Genomic DNA, 22,089 nt, shown 5'->3' on the forward strand with positions numbered 1-22,089 from the left:
ATAGCGGCCAGAGGGGGTCCTAGCGCGTGAAGTGCCAACGTGGTCTCTCGTTGGGAGGCGTTGGCGCTCGACGCGCGGCGACCCCCTCTGTCGCCTTCGGCGACATCTCCCCCTCAAGGGGGGAGATTATTCGCCAGGATGCTTTGCCGGCTCGGAGTGCATGCGCCGCACGCGGCGCACGCCCCACCAGACGAGCAGGATGGCGACCGGCACGGAAGCTGCCGTGACGACTTCCGGCGCGAAGGCATGGCCGAAGGTCGAGGCGCCCTTGGCGACATAGCCGATGAGGCCGACGACATAATAGGAGACGGCGGCGACCGAGAGGCCTTCGACGGTCTGCTGCAGGCGCAATTGCAACCGGGCGCGGTTGTTCATCGACGCGAGCAGGTCGCGGTTCTGCTTCTCGACGTCGACATCGACCCAGGTGCGCAGCAGCGTGGTGGCGCGGGTGAGTTTGCGCGACAGGTTGGCCTGGCGTTCCTCGACCGAGCGGCAGGTGCGCATGGCCGGCGCCATGCGCCGCTGCAGGAAGCCAGCCCAGGTGTCGTAGCCTTGCACCGGCTGTTCCTCCAGCGCCCCCAGCCTCTCGGTGACGATGCCGTCATAGGCGCGGCTGGCGCCGAAGCGGTAGAGGCTGGAGGCGGCATCGGCCTCGAGCTCAGCGGCAAGTTCGGTAAGGTCGGCAAGCAAGTTCTGGCTGTCGCGGGTCTCTACCGCCTTCATTTCCAGCGTGGTCTGCGCCAGCCGGTCCTCGATGCGGCGGGCGCGGCCTGACAGCGTCAGCGCCAGCGGCAGGCCAAGCATGGCAAGCGTCCGGTAGGTCTCGATGTCGATCAGCCGCTGCGACAAGGCGCCGGTGCTGGCCGGCGTCAGGCCGCGGTCGAGCACCAGCATGCGGGTCAGGCCGTCGCCGTCCTGGCGGAAGTCGGTGACGATGGCCGCCGCCCCTCGCTCGACAAGCGAATAGCACAGGCTGGTGGGATCGAAGCCGGCGATCAACTTCTCGCTCGCCTGCGTCCATTTGCGGATTTCGAGCCGGATGCCGGAAATCACCGTTCCCGGTGGCGAAAAACCGTTGCCGAAGGGCGAATCCTCCTGGCCACGGCCGTTTTCGGCAAGCGGCCCTTCCCAGAGATAGGTGGAAAATTCCGTGTGCCGTTCCCAGCGCAGCGTGCCCTTGCCCCATCTCATGGCGTGGTGGCGGGCATGACGCTCGGGGGCCGCAATGCCAAGGCGCCGCGACAGTTCCGACAGCACGGCATGGTCGACGCCGGAGCCGCCCTCGGTCATGAAGGAAAGCTGGATGAGCACGCGCGGCTTCTCGACGAGCGGATGCGGCCGGGCATGGACTTCGCCCAATGCGCCGGGGCGGCCCTCATGCGCCGGAAAGCCCATGACGCTGCCCTGGGCGCGCGACTGGAATTCGAGATTGGACGTCTCGTCCGACACGTCTGGTCCCCCTGGTTTCGACCACCCTTCGTGCAATGGCGTTCTCCCTGCGGCAATCGGCAAGGCACGTAAACAGCAAATTTTAGCAGCCGCCGATGCAAGGGCGCTGCGCTGAAACCGACCGGGTCCGGCGAATTGGATAAATAATTTGACCAGTTGGTGACAGAGGCTTTAATCTGCGCGCCATCCGTTCCGTTCCCAGGCGCCCCTCCGTTGAGCGATATCTTCTCCAGGATCGAGCATTCGCGCACCGCCGACGAGGTGGTGCAGCAGATCGAGAACCTGATCCTCGAAGGCGTGCTGCGCACCGGCGACCGGTTGCCCGGCGAGCGCGAGCTGGCGCGACAGTTCGACGTGTCGCGGCCGATCCTGCGCGATGCGCTGAAAGCGCTGGAGGCGCGCGGGCTGCTGACGACCCGGCCTGGCGGCGGCACGCATGTTGCCGACGTCATCGGCCAGCTTTTCACCAGGCCGGTGACCGATCTCATCTCCACGCACCGCAAGGCGGTGACCGACTATCTGGAATACCGGCGCGAGATCGAGGCGGTGGCGGCCGAATATGCGGCGCGGCGTGCGACGCCGGAGGATCTGGCGCTGCTCGACCGCATCATGGCGCGCATGGACGAGGCGCACCGGACCGGCGATTTCGACGACGAAGCGGAAATCGACGTCGAGTTCCATCACGCGGTCTGCGAATGCGCGCACAACATCATCCTTTTGCACACGCTGCGCTCCTGCTACCGGCTGCTTTCCGAGGGCGTGTTCCAAAACCGGCTCTTGGTGTTCACCGTTCCCGGCGCCCGCGAGGCGCTGCTTGAGCAGCACCGGGCGATCCACGCCGCAATCAAGGCGGCAGATCCCATCGCCGCGCGCAAGGCGGCAATGGACCACATCACCTATGTCGAGCGCTCCATGGCGGAAGCCGAGCGCAGCGGCGACTGGCAGCGCGTCTCGCGGCTGAGGCTCAGGCAGCGCTCGGAAGCCGGCGACATCGAACCCACACGCAAACGCTCCTAAGCATCGATCAGCGGGGACCACCATGAGCGACATCCTCACCATCGCCGACCTCAAGGATCTGGCGCGCCGCAAGGTGCCGAAGATGTTCTTCGACTATGCCGATTCCGGCGCCTGGACAGAGAGCACGTACCGCGCCAACGAAGAGGATTTCGGCAAGATAAAATTCCGACAGCGCGTGCTGGTCGACATGAGCAACCGCTCGCTGGAATCGACGATGATCGGCCAGAAGGTGGCGATGCCGGTGGCGCTGGCCCCGACCGGGCTGACCGGCATGCAGCATGCCGACGGCGAGATGCTGGCGGCGCAAGCGGCGGAGGAGTTCGGCGTGCCGTTCACGCTGTCGACGATGAGCATCTGCTCGATCGAGGACGTCGCCTCGGTGACCAAGAAGCCGTTCTGGTTCCAGCTCTACGTGCTGCGCGACAAGGATTTCGTGCTCAATCTCATCGACCGCGCCAAGGCCGCGCAATGCTCGGCGCTGGTGCTGACGCTCGACCTGCAGATCCTCGGCCAGCGCCACAAGGATATCCGCAACGGGCTATCGGCGCCGCCCAAGATGACGCTCGCCAACATCATCGACCTGGCCATCAAACCGCGCTGGTGCCTGGGCATGGCCGGCACGCCACGCCGGACCTTCCGCAACATCGTCGGCCACGCCAAGGGCGTCAGCGACGTCTTTTCGCTGTCGTCCTGGACTACCGAGCAGTTCGACCCGCAGCTGTCGTGGAAGGATGTCGCCTGGATCAAGGAGCGCTGGGGCGGCAAGCTGATCCTGAAGGGCATTCTCGACAAGGAGGACGCGCTGATGGCGGCGGAGACTGGGGCGGACGCGATCGTCGTTTCCAACCATGGCGGGCGGCAGCTCGACGGCGCCGCCTCCTCGATCTCGGTGCTGGAAGAGATCGCCGATGCGGTCGGCGACAAAATCGAGGTGCATATGGATGGCGGCATCCGCTCTGGTCAGGACGTGCTCAAGGCCCTCTGCCTCGGCGCCAAGGGCACCTATATCGGCCGGCCCTTCCTCTACGGGCTCGGCGCGATGGGCAAGGCAGGCGTAACCAAGGCGCTGGAGATCATCCGCAAGGAGATGGACATCACGCTGGCGCTGTGCGGCAAGCGGCTGGTGACCGATATGGGCAAGGATCAGTTGCGGCGCTAGGGGCTTGTTCACCGATCCGCCCTAGTTTCCCCGTGAAGGCGACACGGGAAGACGCTCTTTGACTGAGACAGGCATCCACTATCTCGACGCGCGCGGGCCGGACGGCATGCGGCTCTATGCGATCGGCGACGTGCATGGCCGTCACGACCTTCTCGCCGCCATGCACCGCCGGATCGAGGGCGAACTCCAACACGCACCGTCGTCTGACTGGCGTATCATCCATCTCGGCGACTACACGGACAGGGGGCCCGACTCCAAAGGCGTCATCGATTTCCTGATCGAGGCACGGAAACGTGATCCGCGCAACGTGATGCTCGCCGGCAATCACGATATCGGCTTCCTTGATTTTCTCGACCGTCCCGATCCGGATGGCCTGTTCATGCGCTATGGCGGGGTCCAGACCGCGGCGTCATACGGCGTGAAGCTTTCCGCAGGCAGCAGTTGGTTCGACAAGCCGGACGAGGTGCTGGCGCACGGGCACGCGGCACTGGTCGCCGCGGTGCCGCAAGCCCATGTCGACTTCCTGAGGTTGCTGCACTTTTCAGTGACCTTCGGCGACTTCTTCTTCTGTCATGCCGGCATCAGGCCCGGCATTCCGCTCGAAAGCCAGAGCCTGCAGGACCTGATCTGGATCCGCGACACCTTCCACGACCATCCCGGGCTTTATCCGAAGGTGATCGTGCACGGGCACACGCCGGTGCCGGAGGCCGAAGTGATGGCCAACCGCGTCAATGTCGACACGCTCGCCTGGCAATCGGGAACACTGAGCGCGCTGGCCGTTGTCGACGCGGAAAAGCGTATCCTGACGGTCGAGGGAAAGTCGTTCTAGCCATGATCCCGACCAAGGGATCAGCTTTCCGTGTGTCGGGAAGGATCAGGCTTTAGCGAAGCGCGGCGGTGACGCCGTAGCCGTCGACGGCCTGATGATTGTTGGCCGCGTCGGCAGAATAGATGCCGAGGCCGCACACGACGATGGCAGACAGCATGACAAAAGACAAAAGCGCTGCTTTCACGGACGTCATCTCTAGTTGAGCTTTCTGCATCTGTGCACGAGGCGGTTACCAATGCGTTGAAACGATAAAATGCGTCTCAATGTTTCGACGATTTCGCGCTTCTAAGCAGATTCTGTATCGCCGGTGTGTCGCTTGGATCACACAGAAGGTTCATCGCGGTTGCACGGACGATACAGGGCGGGCGCCTTCTAAGATGGCGAGCGAGCACAAGCCAAGGAGGAAGCAGGTTTTCCCCAGGCGGAACCGCCGTCGCGTGCCAATTATGTCACGCCGTATGGCGGGCAAAGTCTTGCCCGCCGCGTGCTAGTGGTGAAAACCCGACACTTGGTACCCGAAGACAACAGCGCCTGGGGTGGAAAGCAGTCAGTCAGCTTTTGGGGAGGCAAAGAGCAAAGCGGCCCTTCGAGTGCCGCAGCAATCGGCCGCTCAACCTCGACTTTCGCACCTAACTTTTGCGACGGAAATTTCCCCGAAAATTCAGTGCCAGCGATTTTGTCGCGAAACTTAGGACTTGCGCGACAAAGGCGTTGAAAAGCACTGCTCTAGTTCTCGCCCTTTAAAGGAGACAGTTTTCCGAAAATGCCTTCCTGGTTCGATGAGGAAGGACCGCCAGCATAGACAGGCCCCGCATCAGAAGAAAAATATTAAGGGCCAGCCAAAGGCCGTGATTTCCAAGCGTTGGCAACACCGCGAATAGGATCACAAGGTAGGAGATGAGCGCGAACGCCATCGTGTTGCGCATATCGTGCGACCACGTTGCCCCGATGTATACGCCATCCAATTGAAACGCGAGAAACCCCGAAACCGCCGTTAACGCCGCCCATGGCAGATAAGTCGATGCTTCGGCGCGAACATCCGGGGCATTCGTCATGATCGCAATTAGACGGCCTCCCATAAGGAAGAAGGCCAAGGCTAGGGCGACCGCGAGCGCCATGCTCCAGAGAAGAGTTAGCTGAACCCCACGATGAAAAGCTGGTGGGTAATTCGCTCCGATCGCGCGACCGCATATATGTTCGGCCGCCGTCGTAAAGCCATCGGAAAAGAAGCTGGCTACCAGAAAGAACTTAAAGAGGATGGCGTTGGCGGCCAAGGCAACCGGCCCTAGTTGCGCGCCCGTCCGCGTAAAGAATGCGAAAGCCGTGAGTAGCAAGAACGAACGGATCATGATGTCGCGATTGATCGAGAACAAGCGACCAAGGGCGGCCCGGTCCAAGATAGAGCGGGTCGTTGGCAGTGGAGACCGTCGAAACGATGCCGTCACGACCACCATTCCGGCGGCAGCCGCGACGCTCTCAGCAGTCACGGTTCCCCAAGCTACGCCAGCAACCTCCCATTTGAGAGCAAGGCCAAGCCAGATCGACATGGCCATGTTCACGCCGTTCAGCAGGAATTGAATCGAAAGGCCCAGCATTGCCCTTCCCCGGCCGAGCAAGACACCAAGCACGGCATAATTGACTAGCGCCATCGGCGACGAGAGCAGGCGGATAGATAGATAAGTTGACATCGCCTTAGCAACATCCGGCGAGGGCTGCATGAACAGCAGTCCTGCCCCTTTAATGAGCTGAGATGCAGCGATGAGCAGTATTCCAAGCGCCAATGCTATGACTATCGCACGCCAGAACACCGCCTGCTGCTCATCAATGTCACCTTGTCCGAATGCCTGAGCAACCAGCCCCGAAGTGCCAGTCCGCAAGAAATTGAACGAGGCAAAGACGAAACCGAAGACGGTGGAGCCTATAGCAAGACCACCGATCAAGGTCGCATTGCCAAACTGCCCGACCACGGCGGTGTCAACGATGCCTAGCAAGGGTGTGCTCAACGACGCGAAGGCCATCGGAACCGAAATAGCCATGACCATTCGGTTTGTTACTTCGAAAGGTCGAACTCCCTTGCTTATTTGAAGCTCAGTCACCGTCGCACAATCCCAGGTTCATTTTGGCTCTCAGCATACCATCTCCCACCTGAACCCGGGTCTACTCAGCGCCTTTTTTGCGCCCTGTCTTCTGCGATCGACCGTTCCTTGTCGCAAAAACCCCAAAACTCGCGACAGTTATAGACCTTCTCCTAAAACAGATAAGGTCCAAGCTCTATCCCAACGGCAGCTTTCAAAGCGGACCGATCAAACGATGAACCACCGACATTGAGGTCGTTCCCTGCCATTCCAAGCGGGTACCGAGTGTCAGGCTTTCACCACCAGATCGTCGCCACCCAGGCGCGGGCAATCGCCAAACCGGCTGCGTCGGCGTCCGGCCCGTTGCGGGCCATCTCACCGTCGAGCTTGGCGGCCCAGTCGGGATGGCGGTCGGCGATCAGCGGCGCGAAGGAGGTGCTCCAGTCGCGCACAAGCGGGCGATCCGCCTCGAAATGGAACTGGAAGCCGTAGACGGCGCGGCCGATGCGAAAGGCCTGGTTCTGGGCGACATCGTTGCCGGCGAGCCGTACGGCCTGCTCAGGCAGGTCGAACGTATCGTCGTGCCACTGGAAGATCGGGAATTTTTCGGGCAGCGCACCAAGCACGGGGTCGGCCTTGGCCTTATCCGTCAGCGATACGCCGCACCAACCGAATTCAACCGCCCTGCCGATGTGGTTCTCAGCTCCGAAGGCACGGGCGAGCAGTTGGCCGCCCAGGCAGATGCCGAGCACCGACCGGTCCTTGCCGGCGAAATCGCGCGTCAGTTCGAGCAAGGCGGGAAAATAGGGATAGTCCTCGTCGGCCAGCGCATTCTGCCCGCCGCCCAGCACCACCAAGGCATCGTGACCGTTCGCGTCCCGCGGCAGCGGGTCGCCCTGGTAGGGACGGCGCAGGTCGAGTTCGGCGCCAGCCTCGGCAAGAGCGGCGCCGACCTGGCCAAGGCCGGTATTGTCGTAGTTCTGGACCACCAGCACCCGCATGGAAAATCCTGCTGACATGAAAATACTGGGGCGAGCGATATCATGCCCTCTGCATTTCAGCCAAGCTGCGTGCCGGAGAGAAAAGCTATGCCACTGCAGAACCGGGTCGATCCGTTCGGCGCCATCCATGCCGTGCCCGAGCGCGGCCTGTTCATGGGCAATCGCGGCATCATCCACGATCCCGCAACGAAGACGCTTCTGAAGAAGCGCTGGGCCTTGCCGGCCTGGATCATCTGCGCCTGCGAATTCCGCAATGTGCGGCGCGAGCCGATGGGACGCAACCGGCTCGGAGGTAAAGCCGGCTGGACCGAGCTGTTCTTCCTCGACGAGGTGACGGCGCTGGCCGCCGGGCACCGGCCCTGCTTCTTCTGCCGGCGCGAACGGGCGACCGATTTCGTGAGCCGTTTCGGCGAAGCCTTCGGTGTTGCCGAGCCGCGCGCGCCGATGGTCGACAAGCGGCTGCACAAGGAACGACTGGCCTCGGGTGGGCGGCCGCCAGCGGTCACCGCGGAAGGGCTTGCCGGGCTACCGGACGGGACGATGGTGGCCGACGGCGGCACTGCTTACGCGCTCCGCGACGGCAATGCCTTCGGATGGTCGTTCGCGGGCTATGCCGCTCGTGTTCCGTTCAACCGCCTGTCCGAGCGCTCGCTGCGGTTGCTCACGCCCGCCACGAGTGTTTCCGTGCTGGGGCAAGGCTACACGCCGGTCTGGCACCCATCCGCCGATACTTGACGGCAAGCTACGCCTCGCCCATTGCTCGGCCATGCGCGCCAATTACAAAATGCAACGGCTGTTCGTGCCGGACGATCTCGGGCCGGACCTCGAATTCGATGCCGGACAACAGCAGAGCCACTACCTCGCGCATGTACTGCGGCTCGGCGAAGGCGCGGAGCTTCTTCTCTTCAACGGCCGCGACGGCGAATGGTCAGCGGCGATTGCCGCCAGATCCAAGAAGGCGGTCCGGCTCAAGGTGCTTTCCCTGCAGCGGCCGCAGCCGCCGCTGCCCGATCTGGTCTATTGCTTCGCGCCGCTGAAGCAGGGCCGGCTCGATTATCTGGTGCAGAAGGCGGTAGAGATGGGCGCAGGCCTCCTGCAACCGGTCATCACCCAGCACACACAAGTGGCAAAGCCCGGTATCGAGCGGCTGCGCGCCAATGTCGTCGAGGCGGCCGAGCAATGCGGCATCCTGGCCGTGCCGGACGTGCGCGAGGCGGAAAAGCTGGAGCGGCTGCTCGGCAGTTGGGACAAGGAACGGCGGCTGATCTTCTGCGACGAGGATGCCTCGACCAACAATCCGCTGCCGGCCTTGCAGAAGGTAAGTGAGAAAAAACTCGCGCTGCTGGTCGGACCGGAGGGCGGATTTTCCGACGACGAGCGCAAAATGCTGAGGGCGTTGCCCTTCGTCACCGCCATTCCGCTCGGGCCGCGCATCCTGCGCGCCGATACGGCTGCGGTGGCGGCGCTTGCCATGATGCAGGCGACGATCGGCGACTGGTGATCAAATCCTGTTGAGGCGTGGCTCAGGATTTTTTGCTTGATCGGCTGCTGACATTTCGTCCATCTAGCGCCGGCGGCCGTCCGGCCCCTGCAGCGCCACGCCGCCTTTTTTGGTGTGCTAAGAACGCTGTAGCATTAATATCTTGCGCAGGATGCCCGGCGGAAATCGAGGTTGATTTCCGGGCATGCGCTTGGAGGGGCTTCATGGCGCGCGACACAACCGATACCCAGCCCATCGAAGGCATCGACGAGCTCGTCGGCTATCTGGCCGCGGGCAACAAGCCGCGCGACAAATGGCGGATCGGCACCGAGCACGAGAAGTTCCCCTTCTATGTCGACGGCAACGCGCCGGTGCCCTATGGCGGGGAGCGCGGCATCCGCGCCATCCTCGAAGGCATGCAGCAAAAGCTCGGTTGGGATCCGATCATGGATGCTGGCCGCATCATCGGCCTGGTCGAGCCGACAGGCCAGGGCGCGATCTCGCTGGAACCGGGCGGGCAGTTCGAGCTCTCCGGCGCACCGCTGGAATCGATCCACCAGACCTGCCGCGAGGGCAACGCGCATCTGGCGCAGGTGCGCGAGATCGCCGAGCCGCTGGGCATCCGCTTCCTCGGCCTCGGCGGCAGCCCGAAATGGTCGCTCGCCGAAACGCCGAAAATGCCGAAGTCGCGCTACGAGATCATGACCCGCTACATGCCGAAGGTCGGATCGAAGGGCCTCGACATGATGTACCGCACTTGCACGATCCAGGTTAACCTCGACTTCGAGAGCGAGACCGACATGCGGCGCAAGATGCAGGTGTCGCTGAAGCTGCAGCCGTTGTCGACGGCGCTGTTTGCCAATTCGCCTTTCACCGAGAGCCATCCGAATGGGCTGCAAAGCTGGCGCGGCGACATCTGGCGCGACACCGACAACCAGCGCTCCGGCATGCTGGAGTTCTGCTTTGCACCCGATTTCGGCTTCGCCGATTATGTCGAATGGGCGCTCGACGTGCCGATGTATTTCGTCATCCGCGACGGGCAGTATCACGACATGACGCGCTACAGCTTCCGCCAGTTCATGGCGGGCGCCGCGCGCAACGAAGTACCAGATGGACTGCCGACGATGGGCGACTGGGCGAACCACCTGTCGACCCTCTTCCCTGATGTGCGGCTGAAGCGCTTCCTCGAAATGCGCGGCGCCGATGGCGGACCGTGGCGGCGCATCTGCGCGCTGCCGGCATTCTGGGTCGGGCTGCTCTACGACGAGCAGGCGCTGGACGCCGCCGAGACGCTGACCTCGAGCTGGACCTATGAGGAAGCGCTGGCGATGCGCAATGCTGTGCCGGAGCATGGCATTTCGGCGCCCTTCCGCAACGCCACCTTGCGCGACGTCGCCCGCGACGTGCTCGCCATCTCGCGCATGGGGCTGAAGAACCGCGCCAAGAAGAACCGCGACGGCTACGACGAGACGTCATTCCTCAACACGCTCGACGAGGTGGTGGCGCGCGGCACCACCAGCGCCGAGGAGATGCTGTCGGCCTACCACACGCGCTGGGGCGGCTCGATCGAACCGGTGTTCATGGAATATGCGTATTAGGGCTGCCGACCCAAACGAAAAATCGCATAGGTTCGGGCCGCGGAAGCCGGCCGCAATGTGCCATGCTCGTCCGGCCTGTGCGGTCAGTTGAACTTGAAGGCGGCGCCTATACGGAAGATGTCGGCTGCCTTCACGTCGGCGTCATAGTCGCCACCCCCGACATTGTATGAGGTCTTGCCGGGATCGACGTGAAGGTATTCGGCACGGACGGTAATGTTCTGTGTCACGAAGGCCTCGCTACCCAGGCCCGCGACCCAGCCAGTGTGCCATTCACTGTCGGAAAATGCCGGGCCTCGGCCGCTGCCCTCATAGGTCTGCCTGGCAAAGGCCACGCCGGCTGTGCCGTAGACGAGGAAGCGATCAAAGGAAACGCCGGCACGGCCGCGGATGGTTGCGATATCGTCTATGCTGGCGGAGAAGCCAGGGGCGAAATCCGTATCCTTGAGGCTGTTCGACGTCCAGCTCCAATCGCCTTCGACGCCGAACACGTATTGGTCGACCTGCCAGTTGTAGCCGGCAAACACTCCACCCAGGACACCTTTGGTGTAATAGTGGTCATCGAACTCGTCGATATAGCCACCGTTGAACCTGTAGCCCAGATCCGCGCCGACATAGGCGCCGCTCCAGTTGTAGGCTGGGATATCGGTCACTGCCGCTATCCGATCGGCCGCGAAGGCGGACGCCGCGGGCGCAGTCAGGATGGCTGCCAAAAGCAGCCGGTTCGAAACCAGTCTCAATTTCAGCATTGCCCCACTTCCCATCCAATGAGCAGTTCCCCAATCCCCAGTAACAGACATGCCGCAGCTTCGACAGCGATTGCATGAGCGCCCCGGCGGCAATGCCGTGCAAACAAGCTCAAATTGCTGCCATCTGTGGCGCAAAGGCCACTATTTGTTCATTTACTCCGTTGCGGATGAGGGCCTTCGAAACGCCCAGCACGATTCAAAGCCGCTTCAATCAGGGATGGAAAGGAACTAGGTTCCTCCAACGAGGATTTTTCCGGAGGAGAACCCAATGCCTTCCTTGTTCGACATATTCGCGCAAGCCCAGAACGGCAGCGGCATGCAGGCGCTGGCCCAGCAATTCGGCCTCTCGCAGCAGCAGGCGCAGGCCGCGGTGCAGGCACTGCTGCCCGCCTTCTCGCAAGGGCTCCAGCGCAACACCGCCGATCCTTACGGGATGGGCGCCTTCATGACGGCGATGGCGAGCGGCCAGCACGCCAAATATTTCGAGGACGCGACCCGGGCCTTCTCGCCGCAGGGCGTCGATGAAGGCAACGGCATTTTGGGCCATCTGTTCGGCTCGAAGGACCTGTCGCGCGCCGTCGCTGCGCAAGCCGCACAGGCGACCGGCCTTAGCCAGCAAGTGCTGCAGCAGATGCTGCCCGCCATGGCCTCGATGATGATGGGCGGGCTGTTCAAGCAGACCAACAACCAGATGCAAGCCGCCGGCGGCTTCGGCGGCGGCGGCAATCCGCTCGGCGAGATCATCGAACAAATGATGCGGCAGGCGGGAGGCGGCGCGCAGGCCCCGCAGCCGCGTCAGGCGCCGCAACCGGCGCCCAATCCTTATGGCGACAACCCGCTCGGCAAGGTGCTGCAGGACATGTTCGGCGGCGGCGCCCAGCAGTCGCAAAGCCAGCCGCAGCAGGCGCCGAACCCTTACGGCGACAACCCGCTCGGCAAGGTGCTGCAGGATATGTTCGGCGGTGTGCAGCAGCCGCAGCAAACCCAATCGCCGCAAACGCAAAGCCCTTATGGCGACAGTCCGCTCGGCAAGATTTTTGAGGAGATGCTGCGCCAAGGCGGCGGACTGGGCTTGCCGGGCGGGCAGCCGGCGCCGCAACAGCCGCAGCAGCGCCAACCCCAACAGGGTCAGCCGCCGCAGCCGCAAACTAATCCGAGCGGCCGGCCGCGAAACCCGTTCGACGACATTTTCGGCAGGATGTTCGAGACCGGCGCGCAGCAGCGCGACGAGTACCAGAAAGGCATGGAGACCATCTTCGACCAGTTCAAGCGCGGCATGGATCGGCGGTAGCGACATCCCAAAAGAAAAATGCCCGGTCCTGGAGGGGAACCGGGCAATGTGCAGGCAGGCCGGCGGGGAACCGGCTGGGAGTGTGGGAGCCTGCATGAAGCTTGGTCGCTTCGAGCCTTCAAAAGGTTCAAGGCGACCAGAACGCGGGCGGCGCAGCCTATCAGGCCACCTTGCGCGCGAGATCCTCGATCGTGTCGGCGCGGTCGCTGGCGATGGCGCGCAGCTTCGCCGTCGGATCGCGACCGAAGGGAACGGCGACGGCGACATGGAGGTCGGCGCGGGTGAGCCCGATATCGGCAAGCTCGGCATCCGACATCTCGCCGAGGCGATAGAAGGCGCGGCGATTTTTCCAGGCGCGATAGGTATCGGCGACCGCATTGAGCACACGCGTCGCAACGGCCGGACGCGTGGTGATGCGCGGGGTCTCGGAGGCGAATTCGAACGTGGTCATGTCAGTCTCCTTCGGGGACAGAGCGAACGAAACCAAGCGATCGGCGCCTTGGGAGAAGCGTCGTTCCGGTCTCGATACACTTAAAGTGATGCATGTCGTCGCCCCAAAACCGGGAGCCACTTTTGGGCGACATGCAATGCCTTCATGTGGACAATGGCAATTTGCCATCGATCGATTGATTAATCCAACGAATGTTTCTAATCTTTAGCATCAACATCAATGATGGATTGGACCGATGAAAGCGCCGCTCGATCTCGATCAGTTGCAGACCTTCATCTCGATCGCCGACACAGGAAGCTTCACTCGGGCGGCCGAAGAGGTGCACCGCACGCAGTCGGCGGTGTCGATGCAGATGCGCCGGCTGGAGGAGCGGATCGGCAAGCCGCTGTTCGAAAAGGACGGCCGCACCAACAAGCTGACCGAGGAAGGCGACAGGCTGCTTTCCTATGCGAGGCGGCTGATCTACCTCAATCGCGAGACTTTGGCCGCCTTCGACGACCAGCGGCTCGAGGGTACGATCCGCATCGGCACGCCGGACGACTACGCCGACCGCTTCCTGCCCGAGATCATGGCGCGCTTCTCACGCTCCAATCCGCGTGTGGAGCTCACCGTCATCTGCGAGCCGACGCCAGGCCTTGTCGAGCACATCAAGCGCGGCAATCTCGACCTCGCGCTGGTGACGCACAACGATACGCGCGGCCAGTCGGAAGTGGTGCGGCGCGAGCCGCTTTTGTGGGTCACCTCGGCCAACCATGCCACGCATGAGCAGGAGATCCTGCCGATGGCGTTCGGCCGGCCGAACTGCGTCTGGCGGCGCGCGGCGGTCGAGGTGCTCGACCGGCAGAGCCGCGAGTATCGCGTGCTCTTCTCCAGCTTCTCGGCAACCGTCATCACCGCCGCCGTGCTTTCCGGCCTCGCCATCTCGGTGCTGCCGGAATGCGCGCTCAGGCCCGGCATGCGCGTGCTGGGCGAGGCTGACGGATTCGACACGCTGCCGGATTGCCGCATCGGCATCATGCGCGGCCAGACCTCGCAGCCGGAGATCGTCGACGCGCTCGCCCGCCATATCGCGGAAAGCCTCGACAACATCTCGGTGCCGGTCGGCGAGGAAACGGGAAGCTTCGATTTCGCGGCACTCGCCTTCGCCAAGATGAAGCGAACCAAGGCAAACCAGATCCTGCCTGGCTGGTAGGCGCACGCAGCCGTCCGCCACGAGACGTCGGACGAAGACAGGCCCGAGCAGCGCCAGGAAGGATTGCTCCCGACCTTGACGCGGCCCGATAAGCGTTCCCCAATCACGTGATGAGCGAAGCAGCAACCGAATCACGCAGCAACGCCACCGAATATACGGTGAGCGAGATTTCCGGCGCGTTGAAGCGCACGGTCGAGGACGCCTTCGGCAATGTGCGGGTGCGCGGCGAGATTTCCGGCTATCGCGGTCCGCATTCTTCCGGCCACGCCTATTTCGCGCTGAAGGACGACCGCGCGCGGATAGACGCCGTGGTGTGGAAGACCACGATGTCGAAGCTGAAGTTCCGCCCCGAGGAAGGGATGGAGGTGATCGCCAGCGGCAAGCTGACCACCTATCCAGGCAAATCCAACTACCAGATCGTCATCGACAATCTCGAGCCGGCGGGCGCCGGCGCGCTGATGGCGCTGCTGGAGGAGCGCAAGCGCCGGCTGCAGGCCGAGGGCCTGTTCGATGCCGGGCGCAAGCGGCGGCTGCCGTTCATGCCGCGCGTCATCGGCGTCGTCACCTCGCCGACGGGCTCGGTGATCCGCGACATCATCCACCGCGTCAAGGACCGGTTCCCACTCACCGTGCTGGTCTGGCCGGTGAGGGTCCAGGGCGAGACGACGGCCAGGGAAGTGACCGCAGCCGTCAACGGCTTCAACGCGCTCACCTGGGACGGTGCCGTGCGGCAACCCGATCTCCTGATCGTGGCGCGCGGCGGCGGCAGCCTCGAGGACCTTTGGGGCTTCAACGACGAAGGGCTGGCGCGCGCCGTCGCTGACTCGCACATCCCGATAATCTCGGCCGTCGGCCACGAGACCGACTGGACGCTCATCGACTTCGTCGCCGACATGCGCGCGCCGACGCCCACGGGCGCCGCCGAAATCGCTGTGCCCGTCAAGGCCGATCTCGAGGCCACGCTTGCAAGCCTCGGTGCGCGGCTCAGCGCCTGCGCCTCGCGCAATCTCGAACGCAAGCGCCAGGCCGTGCGCGCCGCGGCGCGCGCGCTCCCCTCGCCCGACCAGTTGCTCGCGCTGCCGCGCCGCCGCTTCGACGAGGCGACAAGTCGGCTGGATCGAGGCCTGACGGTGAGCATCGAGCGCAAGCGCGCAAGGCTGGATCGGCAGCGGCTGACGCCGGCGACCTTGTCGCGCCGCCTCAACGAGACGCGCACGCTGACCGGTCGCGACATCGCCCGCGCGCGGGCCGCCTTCTTCGCCATCGTGCGCCAAGGCCGGGCACGCTTCCAGCGCACATCGGTGAGGCTGTCGCCGGCGCCGATCGTCAGGCGGCAGAAGCTGCAGGCCGACACGCTGGCCGGGCTGACCCGCCGCCAGGACCAGGCGATGACGCGGCGGCTGGATAGGCTGCGCGCCGCCCTCACCCAAGCCGACCGGCTGCTCGCCACGCTATCGCACAAGGCCGTGCTGGCGCGCGGCTTCGCGCTGGTCAAGGACGCCGACGGCGCCGTCATCAAGCGGGTCGCCGAATTGGCGCCGGGGGCGGCGCTGCAATTGGAATTCGCCGACGGCAATGCGGAGGCCATCGCCACCAGCGGCGGTGCGCGGCCTAAGCTGGCCGCCAAGCCCTCGGCCAAGGCCAAGGAGCCAGGCAATCAAGGCTCGCTGTTCTGAGGACGGAATGAGCACCGACGACCCGCACCTGCGCACGCCATCGGGCAAGCCACGCCTGCGTTCGTTCGAGATAGCGCTGGACGGCACGCCTGGCCGCTTCAACGCCATCACCGACGTGCCGGGGGTCGCCGTCGGCTATGCAACGCTGATTTCAGGTGACGGCCCGCTCCAGGTCGGCGCGGGGCCGGTGCGAACCGGCGTAACCGCGATCCTGCCAAGGCCACCTGGCGAGCTCGCAACGCCGGTGTTTGCCGGCGTGTTCAGCCAGAACGGCAATGGCGAGTTGACCGGAACGCATATCATCGAGGAAACCGGCGCCTTCAATTTCCCGGTCACCATCACCAACACCCATTCCTGCGGCGTCACGCGCGACGGCACGCTGCGCTGGATGCAAAGCGTATTGCCGGCCGCGCTCGACAGCGGCTGGGGCCTGCCGGTGGCGGCCGAAACCTATGACGGCTTCCTCAACGACATCAACGGCCACCATGTCGGCTTCGAGCATGTCGCTGCCGCGCTCGACAGCGCAACGAGCGGCGCCATCGAGGAAGGCAGCGTCGGCGGCGGCACCGGCATGATAACCTTCGGCTTCAAGGCCGGATCCGGCACCGCCTCACGCATCGTCGAATGGCAGGACAGGCGCTACACGCTTGGCGTGTTCGTGCAGGCCAATTTCGGCAAGCGGCGCAACTTCACCCTTCGTGGCCGGCGCGTCGAGCCGGAGCTCACCGAGCCGGCGATCCGCGAGGCCACGGCGCGCGCCGAAAAGGGCTCGATAATCGCCGTCGTCGCCACCGATGCGCCGTTCCTGCCGCATCAGATGAAACGGCTGGCCAGGCGCGTGCCGCTCGGCATCGCCATGACCGGCGGCTACGGCTACCACAGCTCGGGCGACATTTTTCTCGCCTTCTCGACCGCCAATCCGGAGGCCGCGCTGGCGGTTTCAGGCCGCGTCGCCCGCGCCGATTTCATCCCGGACGTCGATATCGACCCGTTCTTCGACGCGGTGGTGCAAGGGGTGGAGGAAGCGATCCTCAACGCGCTGGTCGCCAATGAGGACATGACGGGGCGCGACGGCAATTTCGTGCCGGCGCTGCCAAGGGAATGGCTGAAGAACAAGTCCGGGTAGAGCGTTTCACGGAAGCGGCGAACCGCTCTATCTCTTTGTTTTGACGCAATTCCGGACGGAAAACCGTTACACACTTTTCCTGGAATTGCTCTAAGCCAGACGCTCAGCTCGTTTGCGGGAGAATGCCGGGTTTCCCGGCAGGCGGGTGTCTTACTCCGACGGCTTGTCCGGCTGCGTTTCGTGCGCGTTCTCCTCGGCGACTTCCTCGAGACGCGATGCGATGAGTTCCTTGATATCGCCGACCTCTTCCTGGATGTCTTCCAGAAGAATGCCTTCCTCGGCGGCCTTGGCGCAGCATTCCTCAGCGAGGGTTTCGGCCTGCTTCTCGATCTTCACTGGCGAATGCTGGCATTGGACCTTTTCGCCAATCCATCCGCGCAAGAACTCGATCGCATGTTCACTCATACTGCTTCTTCCCTAGCGGCAAAGCCGGTTGGTAGTCATGAACGCCCCCACCCCGCTAAAGGATGTCAGTCCCCATTCCAGCCGAGTCGGCCTCGACCGGCAAGAGGTCTTGCCGATGGGACAAGACGTCTTGCCCATGGTCCGCGGAGCCGAAGGATTGGAAAGGTTCAAGGGGCACGTTCAGATTGGTGAGGATGATGATGCCAATGGCTGGGATCGTCCGATATCCAGCGCTACTGTTCCTGTTTGTTTTTTCCCGGTTTTTCAGACCGATTTCCGTCACAACGCGCAACGCATTTACGGCGATCTCGCAGGCGCACCCAAGGGCGAGAAGCCGAAAGCCGCCGCTATATAGTGATATCCTCACACAATGTCGACTCCGGCCGCCGTCCTGCTTCTTTCCGCCGCGTCAGGTGCGGCGGGCAACCGCCGGACAAGAAGCGTTTTTGTCGTGTTCATCAGGCACAGTGCGATGCCGTCATTGGCCCTTGAACGCTCAACTCCGGCACGCGTAACATCATACCGCTCAAACTGAGTCTGTTTCATTCGTCCGGGCTAATGCACGGATCGGTTTGGATATTTTCCTTTGCATACGGATGCAAAAAGCAGCGCGCCGGAGCGCGGCAAATCCTTTGCCCATGTGGCGGAAGCCTCCTGGGGCAAGGGGCTGAGCACCCTGCTGCGCATCATGCGCATGACGCTGCGCCATCCCTGGCAAGTCGCGATCACCATCGTCTCGACCTTCATTGCCGCGACGCTGCAGCTTCTCATTCCACGCCTGCTGGGGCGCGCCATCGATCAGGCGCAAGGCGTGATGACCGCGGGTGCCGGCACTGCCGCGGAACAGGCGCTTTGGAACACGGCGCTTACACTTCTGGTCGTCAGCGTGTTGCGCGGCCTCTTCACCATGGCCCAGAACTACTATGGCGAGGCCGTCGGCCATCGGACCGGCTATGAGCTGCGCCTGGCGTTCTATGAGAAGATCCAGAGGCTGAGCTTTGCCTTCCACGACAGGGTCCATACCGGCGATCTGATCACGCTCGGGCTGCTCGATCTCGACGGCGTGCGCATGTTCTTTTCCACCGGTGTCCTGCGCGTGGTCCTGCTCGGCGTGCTGATCGGCGTCGGCGCCTATCTCTTGATCAGCACCGATCTCGTGCTCGGGCTGCTCAGCCTGAGCTTCGTGCCGTTCGTCGCCTGGCGATCCTCCGTCACCCAGTTGCGGCTGCGCAGCACCTGGCTGACCCTGCAGGAGCGCCTGTCGGTGCTGAGCCGGGTGATGGACGAGAATCTCGGCGGCATCCGCGTCGTGCGCGCTTTTGCTGCGCAGCGCCATGAGCTGAAAAAGTTCGACCGCGCCAAGCAGGACGCGCTGAACCTCGCCAACCAGCGCGTCGATATCCGCGTCAGCAACACCAGCGCCATGAACTTCTCCTTCCTGGCGGCCATGGGCCTCGTGCTCTGGTTCGGCGGCCAGAAGGTGATGTCGGGTCAAATCAGCGTCGGCACGCTGGCTCAGTTCCTCACCTTCATGACCATTCTGCAGATGCCGGTGCGCCAGCTCGGCCTGATGGTCAACTCGTTCGCACGCGCCTCGACCTGCGGCACGCGGCTGTTCGAGCTGCTCGACACCGAGCTCGACATCAAGGACGCGCCGGGCGCCAGCGACCTCGTCGTCACCGAAGGCGTGCTGCGCTTCGACGATGTCGGCTTCCGTTATGCGGGTTCAACTGGGCGGCCGACATTGTCCGGCATTTCCTTCGAGGCCAGGCCCGGCCAGACCATCGGCATCGTCGGGCCGCCCGGCAGCGGCAAGTCGACCATCGCGCATTTGATCCCGCGCTTCTACGATGTGACGTCAGGCGCAATCACCATCGACGGCCAGGACATCCGCGCGGTCACGCTGCAGTCGCTGCGCAAGGCGGTGGGCGTCGTGCAGCAGGACGCGTTCCTGTTCACGACCTCGATCGAGAACAACATCGCCTACGGCAATCCCTGGGCGCGCGAGACCCGCATCGAGCGGGCCGCCGAGTCCGCCCAGTTGCACAACTACATCATCGGGCTTCCGGCCGGCTACGCCACGATCGTCGGCGAACGCGGCGCGTCGCTTTCCGGCGGCCAGCGCCAGCGCCTGACCATCGCCCGCAGCCTGATGCTGCGGCCTTCGGTGCTGGTCTTCGACGATTCCACCGCGGCCATCGATGCCGGCACCGAACAGCGCATCCGGGCGGCGATGAAGCGCTTCGCCAAGGATCGCGTGACGCTGATCATCTCGCACCGACTGAGCTCGCTGATGCATGCCGACCAGATCCTCTTCGTCGAGGGCGGCAGGATCGTCGAACGCGGCACGCATGAGGAGCTGCTGGCCCTGGGCGGACGCTATCGCGCACTTTACGACCTGCAGCTTAGGCCCGACGACGACCGGCCCGCGGCACTGGGAGCCGCGTGATGTCGACCCAGAGCGACGACGAGAAGGAAGACACCAGCGGGCGGCCGGCAAAGGCGGTTGTCGGCTCGCACCGCGACGAGGAGGAGGTTTTCGGCAAGGCCTATGATCCGCGCATCGTGCGGCGCATCTGGAGCTTCGTGAGGCCGTATCGAACCAGGATTTTCATCTCGGTCGCCGCGGTGCTGGTGTTCACGCTGACGCAATTGGCGATCCCGCTGATCATCCGCTACGCCATCGACCATGGCATGGCGACGGGCAGGCTGGACCGGTCGGTGATGGCCTGGGCGACCGGCGCTTTCGCGGCGGTCATCCTTGTGAACTATGCGGCGAGCTACGTGCAGGAAAGCGTCGTCGGCAAGGTGGCCGAGAACGTGCTCTCCGACCTGCGCCGCGCCATGTTCGGCCACCTGCAGCGGGTCTCGTTGAGCTTCATGGACAAGACCGAGGTCGGCCGGCTGATGTCGCGCCTGCAGGGCGACGTCAATTCGATGCAGGAGTTCCTCGAGACATCGGTCATGTCGGTGGGCGACATCGTGTTGTTGTTCGGCATCGTCAGTGTGCTCTTGTGGCTGGATTTCCGGCTTGGGCTATTGACGTTGTCGACCATGCCGATGCTGTTCATCGTTCGCCTGTTCTGGCTGCCGCGCGCCAAGGTCGCCTTCATGGCGGCGCATGAAACCAACTCGATCGCCAACGGCGCGCTGGCCGAAGGCATTCACGGCGTGCGCACCGTGCAGAGCCTCGAGCGCCAGCATGTCAATTTCGACCTCTATGACGAGAAGGTGCTGGCCAATCTCAAGGCCCATCTGCGGTCGGCCAAATATGCGCAGGTGATGGTGCCGATCGTCGATACGCTGACCGGCATGGCCATGGCGACGGTCATCGTCGTCGGCGGTTCGATGGTGCTGTCGCACGGCCTCGACGTTGGCGTCATGGTGGCGTTCCTGTTCTACATCCAGCGCTTCTTCGACCCCATCCGCTCGCTCACTATGCAGTACAGCGTCATGCAGCGCGCCATGGCTTCAGGCCAGCGCATCTCCGAAGTGCTCGACGTGCCGGTGGACGTCAGCGACAGGCAAGGCGCGGTGGCGCTGTCGCGCGACATGGACGGCTCGGTCGAGTTCAGGAACGTCACCTTCGGCTACCGGCGGAACCAGCCGGTGCTGAAGAATGTCAGCTTCCGCGTCAATCCGGGCGAGACCGTAGCGCTTGTCGGTCCGACCGGGTCGGGCAAGTCGAGCTCGATGGCGCTGGCTCACCGCTTCTACGACGTGTGGTCGGGCCAGGTTCTGGTCGGCGGGCACGATGTGCGCCACCTGACGCAGGATTCGCTCGGCGAACAGATGGCGATGGTCCTGCAGGAGCCGTTCCTGTTTTCCGGAACGGTTCTGGAAAACATCCGCTACCACAAGACCGGCGCGACCCGCGAGGAGGTGGTGCGCGCGGCAAAGGCGGTCGGCGCGCACGATTTCATCTCGCACTTGCCCGACGGCTACGACACCGAGCTCGAACAGCGCGGCGGCAATCTCTCGCTCGGCCAGCGACAGTTGATCAGCTTCGCGCGGGCGCTGGTGGCCGACGCCAAGATCCTCGTGCTCGACGAGGCTACGGCCAGCATCGATTCCTACACCGAGATGCTGATCCAGAAGGCGCTGGTAAAACTGCTGGAGGGCCGCACCGGGCTTGTCATCGCCCACCGGCTGGCCACCATCCGCGGCGCCGACCGCATCATCGTGCTGCAGAACGGCGAGATCGTCGAAAGCGGCAACCACGAGCAATTGATGCAGCGAAAGGGCCTCTACGCCCGCCTCTACAACATGAACTACGCCTCGTTCGACGACATTTCGGAGGAGGAGATGGGAATGGACGCGGTTGCCGGCAAAGCGACGTGAGCGTCAAGGGAGCCCGTGATGGCTGGGCTCGCTATCGCAGGCGTTTGCGAAAAAGGCGGACCTGGGGGACACCGGGTCCGCCTTGCCTGCCGACGGGGCTTCGGGGGAGAAGTCTGGGTGCGGCAAACAATCCGAGTGCGATCCCAGCCGGCGTTGGAGTTTCTGCTGAGGCTCGGCAAGCAGGATAGTGAGCTTCTTTCGCCGCTCACTCAATTAGCTCAATGGACTTTAGCTCGATCAGCCTATCCGTTTC

General features: G+C 63.7%; 20 protein-coding genes. 13 read left to right on the forward strand and 7 right to left on the reverse strand.

All coding sequences use genetic code 11. The features are described from left to right. Nucleotides 1–126: 126 nt before the first annotated feature. Nucleotides 127–1,449 (reverse strand): DUF3422 family protein, encoded by a 1,323-nt coding sequence (locus AC4FWB_RS23120; RefSeq protein WP_491028547.1) that lies wholly within the window; start codon nucleotides 1,447–1,449, stop codon nucleotides 127–129. A 213-nt stretch (nucleotides 1,450–1,662) separates the two neighbouring features. Between AC4FWB_RS23120 and AC4FWB_RS23125 the strand changes: the two genes are divergently transcribed. From AC4FWB_RS23125 to AC4FWB_RS23135, 3 genes are read left to right on the forward strand one after another with little or no spacing between them, the layout of a single operon-like run. Beyond that, nucleotides 1,663–2,466 carry an FCD domain-containing protein gene (locus AC4FWB_RS23125; RefSeq protein WP_491028548.1) on the forward strand — a complete coding sequence of 268 codons (804 nt, stop codon included), beginning with the start codon at nucleotides 1,663–1,665 and terminating at the stop codon, nucleotides 2,464–2,466. 22 nt (nucleotides 2,467–2,488) lie between these two features. Then, nucleotides 2,489–3,625 carry an alpha-hydroxy acid oxidase gene (locus AC4FWB_RS23130; protein WP_491028549.1) on the forward strand — a complete coding sequence of 379 codons (1,137 nt, stop codon included), beginning with the start codon at nucleotides 2,489–2,491 and terminating at the stop codon, nucleotides 3,623–3,625. A gap of 58 nt (nucleotides 3,626–3,683) precedes the next feature. Next, on the forward strand, nucleotides 3,684–4,454 hold the full coding sequence (locus AC4FWB_RS23135) for a metallophosphoesterase (RefSeq protein ID WP_491028550.1): 771 nt from the start codon (nucleotides 3,684–3,686) through the stop codon (nucleotides 4,452–4,454). 52 nt (nucleotides 4,455–4,506) lie between these two features. On the opposite strand, the gene AC4FWB_RS23140 is transcribed toward AC4FWB_RS23135, so the two are convergent. The 3 genes from AC4FWB_RS23140 to AC4FWB_RS23150 all read right to left on the reverse strand — a co-directional run bounded on the left by AC4FWB_RS23140 (nucleotide 4,507) and on the right by AC4FWB_RS23150 (nucleotide 7,530). After that, nucleotides 4,507–4,647, reverse strand: a complete 141-nt coding sequence (locus AC4FWB_RS23140; RefSeq protein ID WP_124997890.1) for a hypothetical protein — start codon at nucleotides 4,645–4,647, stop codon at nucleotides 4,507–4,509. A gap of 547 nt (nucleotides 4,648–5,194) precedes the next feature. Beyond that, complete coding sequence (locus tag AC4FWB_RS23145; protein ID WP_491028551.1) at nucleotides 5,195–6,490, reverse strand: MATE family efflux transporter; 1,296 nt, start codon at nucleotides 6,488–6,490, stop codon at nucleotides 5,195–5,197. Nucleotides 6,491–6,825: 335 nt separating this feature from the next. Beyond that, complete coding sequence (locus tag AC4FWB_RS23150; protein WP_491028552.1) at nucleotides 6,826–7,530, reverse strand: type 1 glutamine amidotransferase; 705 nt, start codon at nucleotides 7,528–7,530, stop codon at nucleotides 6,826–6,828. Between the two features lie 87 nt (nucleotides 7,531–7,617). Here AC4FWB_RS23150 and AC4FWB_RS23155 point away from each other — a divergent pair, with 87 nt between their 5' ends. The 3 genes from AC4FWB_RS23155 (at nucleotide 7,618) to AC4FWB_RS23165 (ending at nucleotide 10,608) form a co-directional block, all read left to right on the forward strand. Next, nucleotides 7,618–8,265, forward strand: a complete 648-nt coding sequence (locus AC4FWB_RS23155; RefSeq protein WP_491028553.1) for a hypothetical protein — start codon at nucleotides 7,618–7,620, stop codon at nucleotides 8,263–8,265. 31 nt (nucleotides 8,266–8,296) lie between these two features. After that, nucleotides 8,297–9,031 carry a 16S rRNA (uracil(1498)-N(3))-methyltransferase gene (locus tag AC4FWB_RS23160; protein WP_491028554.1) on the forward strand — a complete coding sequence of 245 codons (735 nt, stop codon included), beginning with the start codon at nucleotides 8,297–8,299 and terminating at the stop codon, nucleotides 9,029–9,031. Nucleotides 9,032–9,234: 203 nt separating this feature from the next. Further along, complete coding sequence (locus AC4FWB_RS23165; RefSeq protein WP_491028555.1) at nucleotides 9,235–10,608, forward strand: glutamate--cysteine ligase; 1,374 nt, start codon at nucleotides 9,235–9,237, stop codon at nucleotides 10,606–10,608. Nucleotides 10,609–10,691: 83 nt separating this feature from the next. Here the strand turns inward: AC4FWB_RS23165 and AC4FWB_RS23170 are convergent, their stop codons facing one another. Then, a complete protein-coding gene (locus AC4FWB_RS23170) occupies nucleotides 10,692–11,354 on the reverse strand; it encodes an outer membrane protein (RefSeq protein ID WP_491028556.1) in 663 nt (220 codons plus the stop codon). A 268-nt stretch (nucleotides 11,355–11,622) separates the two neighbouring features. Between AC4FWB_RS23170 and AC4FWB_RS23175 the strand changes: the two genes are divergently transcribed. Beyond that, nucleotides 11,623–12,645 carry a DUF937 domain-containing protein gene (locus AC4FWB_RS23175; RefSeq protein WP_491028557.1) on the forward strand — a complete coding sequence of 341 codons (1,023 nt, stop codon included), beginning with the start codon at nucleotides 11,623–11,625 and terminating at the stop codon, nucleotides 12,643–12,645. 160 nt (nucleotides 12,646–12,805) lie between these two features. On the opposite strand, the gene AC4FWB_RS23180 is transcribed toward AC4FWB_RS23175, so the two are convergent. Beyond that, nucleotides 12,806–13,096 (reverse strand): DUF1127 domain-containing protein, encoded by a 291-nt coding sequence (locus AC4FWB_RS23180; protein WP_491028558.1) that lies wholly within the window; start codon nucleotides 13,094–13,096, stop codon nucleotides 12,806–12,808. A gap of 235 nt (nucleotides 13,097–13,331) precedes the next feature. Here AC4FWB_RS23180 and AC4FWB_RS23185 point away from each other — a divergent pair, with 235 nt between their 5' ends. The 3 genes from AC4FWB_RS23185 (at nucleotide 13,332) to AC4FWB_RS23195 (ending at nucleotide 17,090) form a co-directional block, all read left to right on the forward strand. After that, complete coding sequence (locus tag AC4FWB_RS23185) at nucleotides 13,332–14,288, forward strand: LysR substrate-binding domain-containing protein (protein ID WP_491028559.1); 957 nt, start codon at nucleotides 13,332–13,334, stop codon at nucleotides 14,286–14,288. A 110-nt stretch (nucleotides 14,289–14,398) separates the two neighbouring features. Continuing rightward, nucleotides 14,399–15,964: an exodeoxyribonuclease VII large subunit gene (gene xseA / locus AC4FWB_RS23190; protein ID WP_491028560.1), complete on the forward strand. Its 1,566-nt coding sequence runs from the start codon at nucleotides 14,399–14,401 to the stop codon at nucleotides 15,962–15,964. A gap of 7 nt (nucleotides 15,965–15,971) precedes the next feature. Next, the gene (locus AC4FWB_RS23195) at nucleotides 15,972–17,090 is read left to right on the forward strand and encodes a DmpA family aminopeptidase (protein WP_491028561.1); all 1,119 of its coding nucleotides are present in this window, start codon (nucleotides 15,972–15,974) and stop codon (nucleotides 17,088–17,090) included. 150 nt (nucleotides 17,091–17,240) lie between these two features. On the opposite strand, the gene AC4FWB_RS23200 is transcribed toward AC4FWB_RS23195, so the two are convergent. Then, nucleotides 17,241–17,495, reverse strand: a complete 255-nt coding sequence (locus AC4FWB_RS23200) for a hypothetical protein (protein WP_491028563.1) — start codon at nucleotides 17,493–17,495, stop codon at nucleotides 17,241–17,243. Between the two features lie 37 nt (nucleotides 17,496–17,532). Here AC4FWB_RS23200 and AC4FWB_RS23205 point away from each other — a divergent pair, with 37 nt between their 5' ends. The 3 genes from AC4FWB_RS23205 (at nucleotide 17,533) to AC4FWB_RS23215 (ending at nucleotide 21,836) form a co-directional block, all read left to right on the forward strand. Then, a complete protein-coding gene (locus AC4FWB_RS23205; RefSeq protein WP_491028564.1) occupies nucleotides 17,533–17,850 on the forward strand; it encodes a hypothetical protein in 318 nt (105 codons plus the stop codon). Nucleotides 17,851–18,081: 231 nt separating this feature from the next. Beyond that, on the forward strand, nucleotides 18,082–19,944 hold the full coding sequence (locus tag AC4FWB_RS23210) for an ABC transporter ATP-binding protein (RefSeq protein ID WP_491028565.1): 1,863 nt from the start codon (nucleotides 18,082–18,084) through the stop codon (nucleotides 19,942–19,944). Then, on the forward strand, nucleotides 19,944–21,836 hold the full coding sequence (locus AC4FWB_RS23215; RefSeq protein WP_491028566.1) for an ABC transporter ATP-binding protein: 1,893 nt from the start codon (nucleotides 19,944–19,946) through the stop codon (nucleotides 21,834–21,836). The genes AC4FWB_RS23210 and AC4FWB_RS23215 overlap by 1 nt, the downstream gene beginning before the upstream one ends. Nucleotides 21,837–22,089: the final 253 nt, after the last annotated feature.

It is taken from the genome of Mesorhizobium sp. LEGMi-168a (assembly GCF_058312955.1).

Coding starts and splice junctions, on each gene's coding strand:
- AC4FWB_RS23130 (WP_491028549.1), top strand. CDS start 2,489: ATGAGCGACATCCTCACCATCGCCGACCTCAAGGATCTGGCGCGCCGC.
- AC4FWB_RS23140 (WP_124997890.1), bottom strand. CDS start 4,647: ATGACGTCCGTGAAAGCAGCGCTTTTGTCTTTTGTCATGCTGTCTGCC.
- AC4FWB_RS23145 (WP_491028551.1), bottom strand. CDS start 6,490: ATGGCTATTTCGGTTCCGATGGCCTTCGCGTCGTTGAGCACACCCTTG.
- AC4FWB_RS23150 (WP_491028552.1), bottom strand. CDS start 7,530: ATGCGGGTGCTGGTGGTCCAGAACTACGACAATACCGGCCTTGGCCAG.
- AC4FWB_RS23155 (WP_491028553.1), top strand. CDS start 7,618: ATGCCACTGCAGAACCGGGTCGATCCGTTCGGCGCCATCCATGCCGTG.
- AC4FWB_RS23160 (WP_491028554.1), top strand. CDS start 8,297: ATGCGCGCCAATTACAAAATGCAACGGCTGTTCGTGCCGGACGATCTC.
- AC4FWB_RS23165 (WP_491028555.1), top strand. CDS start 9,235: ATGGCGCGCGACACAACCGATACCCAGCCCATCGAAGGCATCGACGAG.
- AC4FWB_RS23170 (WP_491028556.1), bottom strand. CDS start 11,354: ATGCTGAAATTGAGACTGGTTTCGAACCGGCTGCTTTTGGCAGCCATC.
- AC4FWB_RS23175 (WP_491028557.1), top strand. CDS start 11,623: ATGCCTTCCTTGTTCGACATATTCGCGCAAGCCCAGAACGGCAGCGGC.
- AC4FWB_RS23180 (WP_491028558.1), bottom strand. CDS start 13,096: ATGACCACGTTCGAATTCGCCTCCGAGACCCCGCGCATCACCACGCGT.
- AC4FWB_RS23185 (WP_491028559.1), top strand. CDS start 13,332: ATGAAAGCGCCGCTCGATCTCGATCAGTTGCAGACCTTCATCTCGATC.
- xseA (WP_491028560.1), top strand. CDS start 14,399: ATGAGCGAAGCAGCAACCGAATCACGCAGCAACGCCACCGAATATACG.
- AC4FWB_RS23195 (WP_491028561.1), top strand. CDS start 15,972: ATGAGCACCGACGACCCGCACCTGCGCACGCCATCGGGCAAGCCACGC.
- AC4FWB_RS23200 (WP_491028563.1), bottom strand. CDS start 17,495: ATGAGTGAACATGCGATCGAGTTCTTGCGCGGATGGATTGGCGAAAAG.
- AC4FWB_RS23205 (WP_491028564.1), top strand. CDS start 17,533: ATGAACGCCCCCACCCCGCTAAAGGATGTCAGTCCCCATTCCAGCCGA.
- AC4FWB_RS23215 (WP_491028566.1), top strand. CDS start 19,944: ATGTCGACCCAGAGCGACGACGAGAAGGAAGACACCAGCGGGCGGCCG.